We start from the raw sequence: 14,850 nt of genomic DNA on the forward strand, positions 1-14,850 counted from the left end.
GCATTTATGAGGTTAAATTATGAAAATTTCTATATTCTTAAATCAAATTCCCAGAACTCTCATTGAAAACAATGAGATATTTTTTGACAACAAAAAATCAGAGGTTATTTTTTATTATATGGTTCTGAGAGGAAAGGTTTCGCGTACTGGACTGGCTTACCAGATTTGGCCTGACAGCAATGAAAGTGCGGCAAGGAAGAATTTGAGAAATCATCTGTACTACATCAGGAAAACAATAGGAAGGAATATTTTCAATACAAGCAAGGATATATTGTCTGTTGATAATGATGTTGAAGTTGAAGTTATCGTTGATTCAGCTGGAAATAGGATTATGGAAGGTATATGTCTGCCGGAATCTGATGAAATACAGAGTTTTTTTATGGATTTATACGATAAGCATTCAGAATTGTACATGGTTGGAAACAGGAAGCAGCTTGATGATGGAGTAAATGAAAAAAATGAATCCAAAGTGCGTAAAGCTTATGAAAATATCACTAAGATTGACCCATACGATGAGGAAAGCTGCAGGAAGATGATGTTGTTTTACTTGAATTTCAATTCGTATAACAAGGGAATTGAAATCTATTTAAGAATGCGAGAGTTATTGAAGGCGGACTTAAATGAAATGCCTGAAAAGGAAACGTCGGAAATATACGGAAAGCTTGTTTCGTTGAAAAAGGATTCTCAGGGTAAAGCAAAGAGGAATTTTTTTGGCAGAAGCGATGAGATTATAAAGATAAATGAACAGTACAGCAATTTTATAAATGGGTTGGATTACTCCAATATCATTATATATGGTGGTGTCGGTACCGGTAAGACGTTTCTGATGAATAACATCATCAGGGACATGAATGATGACGATAATGTTATTAGAATAAATCTGTCATGTTTTGAAATTGAAAATGATTTTAGCTTCAAGGCTATATATAAATTCACGAAGCAAGTACTGGACTTGATGAATAGAAAGGTTACAAGTATTAAAAAGGATGATATAGACCTTATAAATAAGTTCCTGCCTTTTCTGTCCTATGAAAATATTGGCTCTGATCATATTGACGATGATGTTGAACGAATGACGAAAGTGTCATATATACAATTTGAAGAAGCCTTCATGAGTATTTGCCTTGAATTGACACGCAGTAATAAACTTCTTATTACTATTGACGATATCCATAATATGGATTTTTTGAGTCTGAGACTACTATCCAATCTATTCATGGGCAGATTTAAAGATAAAATATTACTATTGTCAACTTGCAGGAGAAATCAAATCCATAGAATAGTAGATCTGACTGATATTATGATCAACAAGAATGATTTGATGATGGTGGAATTGGATAATTTTTCCTTCGCAGACGTTGAGAAAATAATTGGAAAAAGAATTGAGCATGATACGGATCCTGACCTGGTAAACAAACTTTACAGAGAAACAAAGGGTAATCCGTTGTTTCTGTTTGAGTACATCGAATCAATGGAAAACGGCAATAAAACAATTAATGAATTCAAGTTTATTTCAATATTTAAGAACAAATATGAAATGTTGAGTGACTTGCACAAGAGGATATTGTCTGTATCTTCGACTTTTTTTGACGTAATCGATTACAGAATAGTATCTGATGTGTTGAAACTCGATGAATTGAAAATATTGGAGTCTCTTGACGAACTGGTCAGAATGGGTTGCCTGATAGAGGAATATGACAATGATGATATAAGTATTGCTTTTTTTCATGATAAATTTCGGGAGTATATTTATGACTCGTTGTCAGGACTTATTCTCAGGAGATATCATTCCGATATTGCAGAAAATATTGAGAAAAGACTGACAGGCACTGCCAGGGATTATCTGGAGTATAATCGGCTGGTATATCATTATAGAATTATCGGGAACAGAAACAAGTATTTAAAATACGTTGTAAAGAAATACGAGTTTTTACTCAATCCTAATATAGAATATCCGGAATATATATCCAGTATAAACAATGAAGACTTGGTAAATCTGAATAAGGAAATTAATAAACTGGACAGGGATAATGATATTTGGATTGATTTTCAGATTTTAAAGGGTGCATATGAGATAAAGAATTGCATGTACGAAGATGGGAAAAACAGTGTTCTGGCGGCAATTGATAACGCCAAGGCATATAATGCCTTGTATAAGGCCTACAATCAGATGATTTACTACAGCATTCAGATCAGAGACTTGGATCAGATGCATGATTATCTCTGTAAACTGAAGGCATTGACGGATAAAGACGGCTCAAGGTTTGAAATAGGCAAGTTGAAAAGGCTGTGGGGTCTTTATCGAATAATGAATGGTGGGTATGATAAGGCTGAAAGTGAATTGAAGGATAGTATAGAGATATTTGGCAGCAGCAGTGACATGGAACTATCGCCACTGAATCTCGCTTCTTCTTACAATTATCTGGGCTATATATATAAGTATAAAGGTGACTATATTAAAGCTACAGAATATTATAAGAAGGCTGTGGAGATATGCCTGGATTCAAATATCCTAAGCGGACAAACCGTTTACTATACCAATCTTGGCCAATCATTGTATGAATTGGGGAGGTTTTCGGAAGCAAAAGAGTATCTGTTGAAATCGGAAACGCTTCATAAAAAGGTATTTACCATCTGGAGCAAACCACTGACAGAATGTTATTTGTCGTTGATTCATTTCAATGAAGGGGATTACAAGCTGTCGCATAAATATTTGGAATCATCCATTTTGCATGCAAAAAAATTGAAGAATCCGTATGAATCAAGCTTTGTCCTAAAGGCTATGGTTTTGATCAAAGTAGAATGTTTGAAGAATAGCGAACTGAACAGTATATTCTCTGACATCCTGGATAAAGATGTTCGATACTATGTACAGGAGGCAATTGATAGCTTTAAAGTGCTCAAAATGACCGGAGAAATTGATTTTTTAGAAGAGTTGTTGTGTTGAGATGCAGAAATTTCAATGGATTATAGGAATGAGTTCATTGTGTATAAGCCGTCTTTCTCCTGCAAGTTATTCATATATATCTTAAGTTGACGTTTGGTTTCAAAATGAGCTATTGTTCCTGAAATGAGATAGGACAATGATAGCGCACCAAAAATTCCGGTTAATCCGAAAAGCTTTGACCCGAGTGTGGCCAAAGGAACATAGAGGATAAAAATTTGGATTACAATTAGTGTTGAAGAATGAAAAGGTTTATTGAGTACATTTAAGACTGTTGAACCGATCCTTAGAATTCCTTGGAAAGCATAAGCTATGGGAACGATTCTGATATAAAGAGTAATGGTGTTTATGACATTTGAGTCATCGTTGAAGATTGCGGCAATGGGCTTCGAGAAAATACCTAATACCAGAGCCAGTACGATTCCGATAATAATTGAAAACATTTCTACCGTTTTATAGCTTTTAGCTGCACGGTTGAATTTTTTCGCCCCTAAATTCTGGCCAATGAATGGCCCTATTGCTATGGCCAAGGCTCCTGTAAAGGATAATGCAAAAGATTCAATTTTAGTAGCCACCCCAAAACTAGCGACCGCTTCAGTCCCGTAAGTAGACAACAACCTGGTGATAATTCCTGCCCCGATCGGTAAAGACATTTGAACAAGAGCGTTGGGGACACCGATATACAAAATTTTCTTCCATGACTCAATTAGCTTGCTGAAAGAAATCTTATCGAAAGTAATAAGTTGTTCTCGATATTTTAGAACGTATAGGGCTACTATAAAAGTTAATGTTCTAGAAATAACTGTAGCGATGGCGGCTCCTTGAATCCCTAAATCAGGGAATGGCCCGATTCCGAAGATCAGCAGGGGATCTAAGATTGCATTGGTAATAGCAGCAACTGCCATAATTAAGCTTGGTACTTTGGTGTCTCCCAAAGCGCGGATGATATTATTGCCTATTTGGGGGATAACGAGCATAATCATTCCCAAGTACCAAATGGTCATATATTCTTTGATATAAACCAGGGTGATGCCTTTGGCACCCATCAGTGAGAAAAGAGGCTTTATAGTAATTAGACCAATTGCTGCAAGTAGAATATTAACGATAAAACCAAGAATCAGGCTGGCTGTGCTTAATCTTGATATTTGACAATGGTCCTCTTCGCCTACTAGCTTGGAGATTATTGCTGAACTTCCCAAAGCGACTCCTGCAGCTATACTATGGATTACTAATACCACCGGGAAGGTGAAGGACATTGCGGCCAGTTGTTCGGATCCTAACTGTCCAATAAAGAAAGTATCAATTAAATTAAAAGTAATCATCCCCAACATACCTGCAATCATTGGTATATATAGATTTAGTAACTGTTTGGACACATTTCCGCTTGTCAGCCTTGCTTTTTTCTGCATTCGATTAACTCCTCTAAAAAATATAGTTGCTACTGTTATAATATCAGTATACCATAAAAGTTGCAAAAAGAAACTAAAAATATTCAATTGTCTTTTGGATACCCTCTATCTTTAGAAGTTGGAAAAGTTTTGTCGCCTTGTTAATGGGTTGAGGAATAGGGCTTGTATTTGTCTATAAATCGGCTGGTGAAAAAATAAAATCACGACCAATTGATGCGTGACTTAAGATAGTTTAAAAATGCAATCAAAATAAGTTCCTGATTTCAATCACTTTACAATGCTTTCCTCGGGGGATATAATGAAATAGAAACTAAGACAAGGGGATGACATATATGAATCACGATTTTCCAGGCAAGCATATTACAATTATTTCTAAAAATGTAAATTATTATTTCAATAAGAAATTGGAAAAATACAATATTAAGAGAAATCAGCTTCAGATCCTGCATTACCTGAATAAAAATAAAGGCGTTAGCCAAGATGAACTGGGCAAGGACTTGATGATGGATAAAATTTCTGTTACTAAGATATTGAAGGGACTGGTTAGTGAGCAATATGTGGAAAAGAGGGAAGGAGAGAAAGATAAGAGAAGAAAGGAATTATACATAACTGAGAAAGGTTATGAATTACACGATGAGGTATATGACATAACGCAAGAAGTAACTGAAATACTGTTTCGAGGTTTTTCATATGGAGAGGAACAAATCGCTAGAGAATTGTTGATTCGTATGTCAAAAAACATTTATGAAGCTGTTCAGGACTCAAAGTGAATGATAAATCCGAATGCGCTATTATATCTCAACATTCCCCCATATCAAAAAATATGGGGGAATACTCTATGCATATTTTACTGGACAATGCCATCATCCGATTTCTGATTTTTCAATGATCCTTGAATTCTCTTCAAGATAGGCGAGATACTCTTCCTTGGTCATGGCCGGCTTGAAATTCTCCTTGATGGATTTCGCAACGCTTGCGCCGTCGAATAAAAGATCTATGACAGTCATTGCCATGGCTTTTGCCGGCAGTATGTAGGCAGTATCCTTGTCCACTATCTTGAAATCTCTTGTATGAAGATTTCCTTCTACTCCTCCAATAAATGGATGGAGTGCGGGTATGAGGTGGGACACGTCTCCGAAGTCGAATGAGCCGGTGAAATCAGCACCTTCTATGATTTGGCTTTCATCAACGAATTCTTTCGCATTGTTCCTGAACAGCTCATCCAGTTCAGCCGTTCTCAGTAAAGGAAGATATCCGGGAGTTTCCGATATTTTCACTCCTGCGCCTACGGCATATCCGCCTGCAATTATTGCCCTGTTGACTTTCTCGTTGGAAGTTCTTATCCCTTCAATGGTTCTCGCTCTCACGTATGTCTCCATTCTGACATCGGCAGGCACTACGTTTACTATGTCTCCTCCCTTGGTTATGATGGGATGGACCCTGACCCTTTCCTGATCCGGAAATGTTTCCCTCTGGGCATGTATATTTCCTATGGCTATCATGGCGGCATTCAATGCGTTTACCCCCATCTCAGGTGCGCTTCCGGCATGTGATTCCTTTCCTATAAACTGCACGTTTTTTCCTATGAATCCGTTGCCGGTGCCTCCTACTATTACCTTCTTGTCGCCTTGCAGATTCAAGGAGTGAATCATCATTGCAACATCGACATCGTCGAAGTATCCTCTCTTGATGAGCTCTTGCTTTCCACCGTAGTATTCTATTTCGCCCTTTTCTTTCAGCGTGCCTCTGTATTCCAGCTCGACGTATTCTTCCGCCGGTACCGCCATGAATTCAACGCTGCCGTCAAGTTCATCCAAAACCTTGGATACCGTCAATCCAATGGCCGCGCCCATCATTGCAGCTATCTGTACATTGTGTCCGCAGGCATGGACAGCGCCCGTCTCCTTGTCCGCAGCCTCGTGTTCCCTGCAGATTATGGCATCAAGCTCTCCGAGGACGGCTATGACGGGGCCAGGCCTTTCTCCAGGGAGGCTGGCTTTGACTCCCGTAACAGCTATATTCTCTTCTACTTCCAGTCCTATTTTTTTCATTTCGCGGGAAACAAGTCCGGCGGTCTTGATTTCCTTGTATCCCAGTTCAGGATTGGAAAAAATTTCTTCACCTATGCTTATGATCTTTTCTCTGTTGTAATCAATGGCATCACATACGCGCTGCTTCAATTGTGATTTATTCATCGTCCTTCTCCTTCATTAGATTTCCTGTAATCCAAATGATGGGCAATTCAAATGCTGAATTGCCCATCGATTAGCTAGCTATATGATTCCTTGAATTTTAAGTACTATTTGAGAGATAATCGCCGATCCGAAAAACGTACCGATAAAAACACAGATCGCAACAATTACAATCTTCCAGCTCATCTTTTTCAGTACATCCAGCTTGTTGCCTACGGAAAGGCCTGCAAAGGCGAGGATGGGAGTTGTTGTGCCCAGAAAATTTACATTGTTTGTAATTCCCAAAAACCACTGGGCCGTCGGCATAAAGGGCATACTCAGAAGCAATGAAATCAAGGTCGCCCATGCAAATGCAGGGAACTTGACCTTTGGCAGAAGTTTCTTGATTATCAAGGCAAGCTGGGCAATGACAATTACTATCAGCATGCCCGGAATGGCTGATACGATATCAATTCCATATCCAATGCGCTGCCCTATCAGTATGATGATACCTACAATTATCAATAGTTTTAATTGTTGCAGTATCTCAGTCATGATCAACTCTCCTCCTTTTTCTTTCCTATTCGGGGTTCAAGAACGTCGTATAGTTTGTTTATTAACGGAAGTGAGATGAATATGACGACATACAAGCCTGTGACGCCTGTAAGCATGTTGCTGGTTGCGGCATATGCGAGAATTGTGTCCGACATTTCAGCAGGAGCTGCAGCGGCAAGAGAAGATGATGCTGCCGTCATCATGCTTGCACTGCCCATTCCCGAAGCCATGGCAAGGGCATAGGGGTGAAGGCCGGTGCCAACGGACAGGGATCCCAGAAGTCCGAAGAAGATTGTTCCGAAAACCGTACCCATCATATACGTACCGAGTACACCTGTACCTTCCGGTGAGTTGATTCCGTACTTTTCACTTACAACACCCAGGGTGGGTTCCCGGCAAATGCTGACTGCAGCTCCGACGGCTTCTCTTTTCATGCCAAGAAGCAGAGCTATCGGCAATCCTATGAAGATTGTTCCTATGTTGCCAAGTTCCTGGAGCAGTAGGGCGGGTCCGGCCTGAATTATTTTCACGATATTCGGACCAACCAGCGTACCGTATTTGACCCCTAGCGGAAGGAGTGCAATAACGACTACAGAACCGGAAAACTCGATAACATCCTCGTTTACAATTTTCTTCATGGGTTTGATGATTTTACCTAGCAGGCTTGGAGCACAAAGAATACCAAGGATTACTGCAAACAGCATGGGCAACAGGGTAACTGTACCAGGTCCGACTGCGAATTTGATGATACCAATCAATTCTGAAATGATGACAATGATAAGCACAACCAGACACGCCTCAAGCAAGGTTTTTACTTTTGTCTTTTCCATCGACATAATTATTCCTCCTATAATAATATTTATATACATTTTGCCTTGGCAAAACAATATATCCAAATAATACACAATCAGGAGAAGTTTCACTCAGTTGGTTTGGTAAATTAAGCATGAATACAGCATTAACGAATATTGAATCTCTATACACATTATCTCAAATTAAAAAATCAATGTCAACTCGCTATTGATGTTGGTTCACAAGAAGGACATCATTGTAGTTTTGCAGTTATTTAGATGTGTTATACTTAATATTGTACAAATAGTTGCGAGGAGGATTTCATGACCAATAAAGAGTATGTCGTGGTTATCGGTGGAGCCAATATGGATCTCTTGGGAACTCCTAAGGGAAGGTTGATAATGGAAGATTCCAATCCTGGAGTAATAACAACATCGGCAGGGGGAGTAGGACGAAACATTGCAGAGAATCTTGCCCTTCTTAAGGTTGAGACAAAATTGCTAACTGCTGTCGGAAAGGACATATATGGGGACCGGATTATGAAAGATACGTTGGAATCCGGTGTAGACACACGTTATGTGAGATGTTTGCCGAAGAAATCAACATCTGTATATATGTCCATATTGGATGAAAACAACAATATGAAGTTGGCTCTGTCGCATATGGATATCACGGAAGAAATCGATATTCAGTATATAAAGGAAAACAGCGGTCTCATAAGACATGCGGATATTGTTTTGATTGATACCAATCTGTCAAGTGAGACAATTGATTATCTCTTCAGTCATTTTTCGGACAGCCGGTTTGTCATGGATTCAGTCAGTGCAGTAAAATCTGTCAAGGTCAAGAAATATTTGGACAGGATCTACTCTCTTAAGGCAAACAGGGTAGAAGCAGGATGCATACTCGGTATCGAACTGCCTGATGATGACAGTATCAGGAAAGCAGTAAAGGAACTGCTTCGAAGAGGGGTAAGGTATCCTATAATATCAGACGGCAAGAAGGGTGTCTTCTACGGGAGCGGAGAAAGAGTAGCATACAGACCTGCAATTCCTGTTGAAGTGGTTAATGTGAATGGAGCAGGGGATGCATTTACAGCGGGCATAGTTTACGGATTCCATCACAGAAAGTCCATTGAGGAGACTGTGGCTTGTGGACAAAAGGTTGCGGCCCGAGCATTACAATCTATGGACACCGTAAACAGGAATTTGTCCCTTGATGATTTGGAGTGATTGTCTGAAAGTTTTCCGATTCTATAAAATGTTACAATTTAATAACATTTCTGTGTCAGGTTTGTCACTATTCATGAAAATGAATTTTTTCATGATATAATTTCAAAAAAATAAGGAGGGTTTATTTGTGAAAATGAAATTATGGCGTACATGTATTTTTTTAATTATTACGATGCTGGTTTTGGGAGGTTGCAGTGAGAAAAAGGTGCAAGACAAAGAAGGAAGTGCTTCATCTGAAAATGCTGGTATGACTTCTGAAGATGTTGAACAAGAGGAATTGCCGCTTCAAATTTCTCAAGAAAATTGGGTGTCTATGAAACAAGATGTTGAATTGCAAACTGGAATTATTATGAAATACGTGGAAATGGGTCAAGAGGATGGAGATATAATAATCTTCTTGCATGGAATGACAGACAATAGTCGTAGCTGGTCGTTAATAGCTCCTTATTTTACTGATAAATACCATATTTATATGCTTGATCAACGTGGTCATGGAGATACTGATAAACCTGAAATTGGCATGTATCCATTATCAAGTTATGGAGACGATTGCATAGCATTTATGGACGAGATGGGCATTGAAAAGGCACATATAGTTGGACATTCACTAGGGAGTATGATTGCTCAAGGAATAGCAATCAATTACCCTGAACGTATTAATAAAGTTGTATTAGAATCCAGTATGCCTGCAATATCAAGTATTATTCCCGGTTTGTATGAAACAATTATGGAATTTGGTGAAGAAGGACCAGATCAAGAATTTATTGAAGGTTGGTATTGGAACCCAAATCCAGTGAATGAGGATTTTATTGCAATGGAAAAAGCTGAATCTGCTGCATTGCCAGCATATGCCTGGAAAGCAATTACGGCAGGAGAAGAAAGCAGTGATTTTAGTAATTTTATTAAGTATATAGAAGCACCAACTTTGATTCTATGGGGAGAAATTGACAGTTTTTTTGGTGAAGATTTCCAAAATGAGTTGAGAACCATGATTCCCGATTCTGAGTTCATTTCATATGAGAGTACAGGACATAATATTCAATGGGAGATACCTGAAAGGATGGCAATTGATATACTTGCTTTTTTAGAAAAATAAGAAATTAAGAGGGTGCAGGATTGCACCCTCTTTCATTGTTGATTTTTCTTTGTCGACTGTACATACTTGAGAAAGCCGTTTTCCACAATGAGGCTTACCGCTCCCGTTTCAAGGAGATATTCCAGATAGAACCTGAGCATTCTTTCAACAACCTTGTATTTGTAGGTGCTCTGGATATGGATGGACCATGCACATACGATGGTTCTCATAATGTCCTCCAGGGTCATTGGTCTTGCAATTACATTTAATACCTTTGTGGCTCTGCCTTTGTAAAACTCAATGTTTTCATTGACCAGGCCGTGGATGTCGTCGGTGATTCCCCTGTGGGCGATTATGTATTTTTTGCAACTGAGGTTCAGCAGACTTGTCTTGCTCTGAAGGTCCTGGGACAAGATATAGGCATAGGGCAATTTTGTACCGTTCATGACATCCCGTGTAATCAATGCATCGCCAAGGTAGGCGACGTTGTCGGGTGTTGTGATGCAGATGTGTCCGGGAGTGTGTCCTGGAGTTTGCATGATTCCGAACTTGATGCCGTTTATGTAGACGCTTTTTTGTTCGTCGCGGATAATGATATCGGTGTCAAACACCAGATTGCCGTAATGAGCCTTGACTCCTGAAAGGCTGTAGCCGCTGTAGTACTGCTTCAGATGTGTTATGGAACTGCAGATATGGGCCGCAAAGGAATCCATTGCTATGATGCAGTTGTATTTTTCCTTGAAATAGGCGTTGTTCCCGGCATGGTCCGTGTGGCTGTGGGAGTTGATTATGGCGCTGACATGGAAATTGTTGGCGTCCAGCAGTTCATCCAGGCTATCCCTTTCACCCTTTGCCCATCCGGAGTCCAAAAGGATTATGTCTGTTTCATTTATTTTATAGAACGGCAGGTATGTCATGCCTGTGTCGATACAATATGTATTTCCTTTTACATGAATGATATCCAGCATGTGTGTCCTCCTTTTCTCTAATGGTACAGATTTTATCACATATGAACAGCGTATGTAAATGTTCTTTTAAGAATAAGGATTGCTTGCCTTGCTGAAAATATGGCTTGTGGCCGTTTTATTATGTTATACTTAGGTTATGGTATATAATGAAACAAGGAGAATGATATGGACAGGGAAATATTTGAGAAATATGTGGATGTGCTGCCAGAAGTTGAGGAGGCCCTTGCTTCCGGAAAGGCCGTAGTGGCCCTTGAATCAACCATAATATCCCACGGTATGCCTTACCCCCGGAATGTTGAGACTGCCAAGAATGTCGAAGACATCATAAGGGAAGAAGGGGCCGTACCTGCCACCATAGGAATAATAGGGGGCAGGATCAAGATCGGACTCACTGGTGACGAGCTTGAATTCATGGGCAGGCAGGAAGACATACTGAAGGTTTCGAGAAGGGACCTGCCCGTTGTTGTATCAAAGAAGATGAACGGAGCCACGACTGTAGCCACTACCATGATATGCGCTGCCATGGGCGGCATCAAGGTTTTTGTAACAGGAGGAATAGGAGGGGTCCACAAGGGGGCCCAGGAAACCTTCGACATCTCAGCCGATCTGACGGAGCTTGCCAATACGGATGTGGCTGTGGTCTGCGCAGGCGTAAAATCCATACTGGACATAGGCCTGACCCTCGAATATCTTGAAACCCAGGGCGTGCCCGTTCTGGCATACAAGACGGGCGAATTCCCTGCATTCTACACTGCAAAAAGCGGCTTCATGGCCGACTACAGGATAGATTCCCCTGCCGACATGGCTGGAGTTATGAAGGCCAAATGGGACCTTGGGCTGAAAGGTGGCCTGGTCCTCGGAAATCCCGTACCGGAGGATCTCGGAATGGATGAGGCTGTCATCAACGAAGCCATCTCAAAGGCATTGAAGGAGGCCGAAGAGCTGGGAGTGAAGGGAAAGGAGACCACCCCTTTTCTTCTGTCGAGGATAAAGGACATCACTGGAGGCGACAGTCTGGACTCCAATATAGAGCTTGTATACAACAATGCAAGGGTAGGTGCGAGAATCGCTCTTGAGTTTGCGAAGCTGGGTTGAAAAAGATAAAATTATTAACGAAATATCATTAGGATTTTTCGATTAAATTTGGTATAATCAATCGTTGGCGGAATCATGTACAAATGTGATTTTGCCATGGTTTAAATTTTGTTAATTAGGAGGTAAAAGCAATGAGTAGAGTATTGATAATTGGAGCCGGTGGTGTATCAGGAGTTGTTGTTGCAAAGTGTTGTCAAAATCCTGAAGTTTTCGAGGAAATCTGTATAGCAAGCCGTACGAAATCCAAGTGTGATGATATGAAGGAGCGTTTCGGTGGAGGAAAGACCAAGATTACGACAGCCCAGCTGGATGCGGACAATGTAGAGGAGATTGTGGCGTTGATTAACGACTACAAGCCGGAAATGGTTATTAATGTGGCATTGCCTTATCAGGACCTGACAATCATGGATGCGTGTCTTGAGACTGGAGTTCATTATCTGGACACAGCCAATTATGAGCCGCCTGAAGTGCCTAAATTTGAGTACAAGTGGCAGTGGGCTTATCGTGAAAAGTTTGAAAAGGCAGGACTTACAGCCATCTTAGGTTGCGGATTCGACCCTGGAGTTACGGGAGTTTTCAGTGCCTATGCGTTGAAACACTATTTTGACGAGATCCATTACATAGATATTCTGGATGCCAACGGAGGAGATCACGGATACCCCTTCGCTACGAATTTCAATCCTGAAATAAATATCAGAGAGATTACAAGCAACGGCCGTTACTGGCAGGAAGGAGAATGGGTTGAAACTGAACCACTTGAAATCAAAAGGGTTTTTGATTTTGACCAGGTAGGAGAGAAGGATGCTTATCTTCTTTATCATGAGGAGCTTGAATCCCTGGCAATGAACATGCCCGGAATCAAGAGAATAAGATTCTTCATGACATTCTCCCAGAAATACATCACGCACCTGAACGTGCTTCAAAATGTGGGCATGACCAGCATTGAACCTATCGAGATTGAAGGCAAGATGATCCAGCCCATCCATTTCCTGAAGGCCGTTTTACCGGATCCTGCATCCCTGGGACCTCGTACTGTAGGTAAAACAAACATCGGGTGCATCTATCAGGGTGTAAAGGATGGAAAGCCTGTAAGCTACTACGTATATAATGTATGTGACCACCAGGCATGCTACAAGGAAGTCGGATCACAGGCAATTTCTTATACAACGGGCGTTCCGGCAATGATCGGTGCCAAGATGCTTATTGAAGGCAAATGGAAGAAGCCTGGCGTTTACAATGTCGAGGAGTTTGATCCGGATCCATTCATGGAAGAACTGAACAAGCAGGGTTTGCCTTGGCATGAGAATTTCAATCCGACACTTGTGGATTAGAAGGAACAACTATGGAGAAGGCAATAACTTCAAGAGATATTGAAATGTTAAAGGGGATAAAGACACCGGCTTACGTTGTGGACGAGCGTCTCCTGAAAAAGAATCTTGAGCTCCTGAAATCGGTCCAGGACCGCACAGGGGCAAAGATTCTGCTGGCCCTTAAGGGTTTCAGCATGTATCATGAATTCCCCTTGGTGGGAGAGTATCTGGCAGGAATCACTTCCAGTTCCCTCAACGAAGCCATGCTGGGAAGAAAGCACATGAACAAAGAAGTACATATATATGCACCGGCCTACCGTCCAGATGAAATAGACGAAATAGGCATAATCTGCGACCATATCGTGTTTAATTCTTCCCATCAGATCAAGATGTTCAAGGACAGGGTCAAGACTGCAAATCCTTCTATTGAAATCGGGTTGAGGGTGAATCCCGAATATTCCGAGGTGGCTACGGAGATATACAATCCATGTGCTTCCAATTCCAGATTGGGAGCCAAGCTCGACACCATTGAAGAGGAAGACTTTGAAGTCCTTGACGGCATTCATTTCCATACCATGTGCGAGCAAAACTCGGATACTCTGGAGAGGACACTGGTGGAAGTTGAAAAGCGTTTCGGCCACGTCATGCACAAGATGAAATGGATCAATTTTGGCGGGGGGCATCATGTCACCCGTGAAGACTATGACGTTGACCTGCTGATAGGTCTCATTGAACGCATCAGGGACACTTATGACGTCCAGGTGTATCTGGAGCCTGGCGAGGCTATTGCCCTTAATACGGGATATCTGGTGACAGAAGTACTGGATCTGGTGAAGAACAACATGGACCTATGCATTGTTGATACTTCGGCTGCCTGTCATATGCCCGATGTCATTGAAATGCCATACCGCCCCCATATTATAGGTTCGGGAAAGCCCGGTGAGTTTGAACACACCTACAGGCTGGGAGGACTCACCTGTCTTGCAGGAGACATCATAGGAGACTATTCCTTCAAGGAACCCTTAAAGGTTGGAGACAAGCTGATCTTTACGGACATGGCCCACTACACCATGGTGAAGAACAATACATTCAATGGCGTAAACCTGCCTTCCATTGCAGTGATGGATGACGAGGGGATAGAGGTCGTTAAAACCTTCGGATTCGAGGATTACGAATCCCGTTTATGATGAATAAAGAAAAGCAAAAGGTGCCTGATGGCACCTTTTTTTAGCTTAAGCTGCTTTCTTGCAGCTTAGGAAAATAAAATTTGCATAACCCCTTTCTTGTTTGCCAAAAAAC

The 14,850-nt window shown here is 40.9% G+C and carries 12 protein-coding genes; 7 read left to right on the forward strand and 5 right to left on the reverse strand.

The genetic code is table 11. From position 1 onward, the window contains the following. The first annotated feature begins 19 nt into the window (after window positions 1–19). On the forward strand, window positions 20–2,947 hold the full coding sequence (locus tag BUB05_RS11465; protein WP_073049756.1) for a tetratricopeptide repeat protein: 2,928 nt from the start codon (window positions 20–22) through the stop codon (window positions 2,945–2,947). Between the two features lie 20 nt (window positions 2,948–2,967). Here the strand turns inward: BUB05_RS11465 and BUB05_RS11470 are convergent, their stop codons facing one another. Next, window positions 2,968–4,353, reverse strand: coding sequence for an MATE family efflux transporter (locus BUB05_RS11470; protein WP_073049757.1), 1,386 nt, complete (start codon window positions 4,351–4,353; stop codon window positions 2,968–2,970). Between the two features lie 332 nt (window positions 4,354–4,685). Here BUB05_RS11470 and BUB05_RS11475 point away from each other — a divergent pair, with 332 nt between their 5' ends. Next, window positions 4,686–5,123, forward strand: a complete 438-nt coding sequence (locus tag BUB05_RS11475) for a MarR family winged helix-turn-helix transcriptional regulator (RefSeq protein ID WP_073049758.1) — start codon at window positions 4,686–4,688, stop codon at window positions 5,121–5,123. Window positions 5,124–5,216: 93 nt separating this feature from the next. Here BUB05_RS11475 and BUB05_RS11480 read toward each other — a convergent pair whose 3' ends face one another. The 3 genes from BUB05_RS11480 to BUB05_RS11490 all read right to left on the reverse strand — a co-directional run bounded on the left by BUB05_RS11480 (window position 5,217) and on the right by BUB05_RS11490 (window position 7,909). Then, window positions 5,217–6,548, reverse strand: a complete 1,332-nt coding sequence (locus BUB05_RS11480) for an amidohydrolase (RefSeq protein ID WP_073049759.1) — start codon at window positions 6,546–6,548, stop codon at window positions 5,217–5,219. A 78-nt stretch (window positions 6,549–6,626) separates the two neighbouring features. Then, window positions 6,627–7,079 (reverse strand): hypothetical protein, encoded by a 453-nt coding sequence (locus BUB05_RS11485; RefSeq protein ID WP_073049760.1) that lies wholly within the window; start codon window positions 7,077–7,079, stop codon window positions 6,627–6,629. 2 nt (window positions 7,080–7,081) lie between these two features. Then, window positions 7,082–7,909, reverse strand: coding sequence for a DUF3100 domain-containing protein (locus BUB05_RS11490; RefSeq protein WP_094762889.1), 828 nt, complete (start codon window positions 7,907–7,909; stop codon window positions 7,082–7,084). A gap of 285 nt (window positions 7,910–8,194) precedes the next feature. Between BUB05_RS11490 and BUB05_RS11495 the strand changes: the two genes are divergently transcribed. Further along, window positions 8,195–9,103 carry a carbohydrate kinase family protein gene (locus BUB05_RS11495; RefSeq protein WP_073049761.1) on the forward strand — a complete coding sequence of 303 codons (909 nt, stop codon included), beginning with the start codon at window positions 8,195–8,197 and terminating at the stop codon, window positions 9,101–9,103. Between the two features lie 133 nt (window positions 9,104–9,236). Further along, window positions 9,237–10,199 (forward strand): alpha/beta fold hydrolase, encoded by a 963-nt coding sequence (locus BUB05_RS11500; RefSeq protein WP_245819872.1) that lies wholly within the window; start codon window positions 9,237–9,239, stop codon window positions 10,197–10,199. A gap of 32 nt (window positions 10,200–10,231) precedes the next feature. Here the strand turns inward: BUB05_RS11500 and BUB05_RS11505 are convergent, their stop codons facing one another. Then, a complete protein-coding gene (locus BUB05_RS11505; protein WP_342747103.1) occupies window positions 10,232–11,146 on the reverse strand; it encodes an MBL fold metallo-hydrolase in 915 nt (304 codons plus the stop codon). 177 nt (window positions 11,147–11,323) lie between these two features. Here BUB05_RS11505 and BUB05_RS11510 point away from each other — a divergent pair, with 177 nt between their 5' ends. The 3 genes from BUB05_RS11510 to nspC all read left to right on the forward strand — a co-directional run bounded on the left by BUB05_RS11510 (window position 11,324) and on the right by nspC (window position 14,738). Beyond that, complete coding sequence (locus BUB05_RS11510; protein ID WP_073049789.1) at window positions 11,324–12,241, forward strand: pseudouridine-5'-phosphate glycosidase; 918 nt, start codon at window positions 11,324–11,326, stop codon at window positions 12,239–12,241. Between the two features lie 131 nt (window positions 12,242–12,372). Beyond that, window positions 12,373–13,572, forward strand: a complete 1,200-nt coding sequence (locus tag BUB05_RS11515) for a saccharopine dehydrogenase family protein (protein ID WP_073049763.1) — start codon at window positions 12,373–12,375, stop codon at window positions 13,570–13,572. Window positions 13,573–13,583: 11 nt separating this feature from the next. Continuing rightward, entirely contained in the window at window positions 13,584–14,738 is a 1,155-nt protein-coding gene (gene nspC, locus BUB05_RS11520) for a carboxynorspermidine decarboxylase (protein ID WP_073049764.1), read from the forward strand. The last annotated feature ends 112 nt before the right edge of the window (window positions 14,739–14,850 follow it).

This window comes from Dethiosulfatibacter aminovorans DSM 17477, from assembly GCF_900142005.1.
GTDB classification, from domain to species: domain Bacteria; phylum Bacillota; class Clostridia; order Tissierellales; family Dethiosulfatibacteraceae; genus Dethiosulfatibacter; species Dethiosulfatibacter aminovorans.

Excerpts from the sequence above, each read along its gene's own strand:
- BUB05_RS11485 (WP_073049760.1), bottom strand. The coding sequence starts at position 7,079 with ATGACTGAGATACTGCAACAATTAAAACTATTGATAATTGTAGGTATC.
- BUB05_RS11505 (WP_342747103.1), bottom strand. The coding sequence starts at position 11,146 with ATGCTGGATATCATTCATGTAAAAGGAAATACATATTGTATCGACACA.
- BUB05_RS11465 (WP_073049756.1), top strand. The coding sequence starts at position 20 with ATGAAAATTTCTATATTCTTAAATCAAATTCCCAGAACTCTCATTGAA.
- BUB05_RS11470 (WP_073049757.1), bottom strand. The coding sequence starts at position 4,353 with ATGCAGAAAAAAGCAAGGCTGACAAGCGGAAATGTGTCCAAACAGTTA.
- nspC (WP_073049764.1), top strand. The coding sequence starts at position 13,584 with ATGGAGAAGGCAATAACTTCAAGAGATATTGAAATGTTAAAGGGGATA.
- BUB05_RS11495 (WP_073049761.1), top strand. The coding sequence starts at position 8,195 with ATGACCAATAAAGAGTATGTCGTGGTTATCGGTGGAGCCAATATGGAT.
- BUB05_RS11475 (WP_073049758.1), top strand. The coding sequence starts at position 4,686 with ATGAATCACGATTTTCCAGGCAAGCATATTACAATTATTTCTAAAAAT.
- BUB05_RS11490 (WP_094762889.1), bottom strand. The coding sequence starts at position 7,909 with ATGGAAAAGACAAAAGTAAAAACCTTGCTTGAGGCGTGTCTGGTTGTG.
- BUB05_RS11500 (WP_245819872.1), top strand. The coding sequence starts at position 9,237 with ATGAAATTATGGCGTACATGTATTTTTTTAATTATTACGATGCTGGTT.
- BUB05_RS11480 (WP_073049759.1), bottom strand. The coding sequence starts at position 6,548 with ATGAATAAATCACAATTGAAGCAGCGCGTATGTGATGCCATTGATTAC.
- BUB05_RS11515 (WP_073049763.1), top strand. The coding sequence starts at position 12,373 with ATGAGTAGAGTATTGATAATTGGAGCCGGTGGTGTATCAGGAGTTGTT.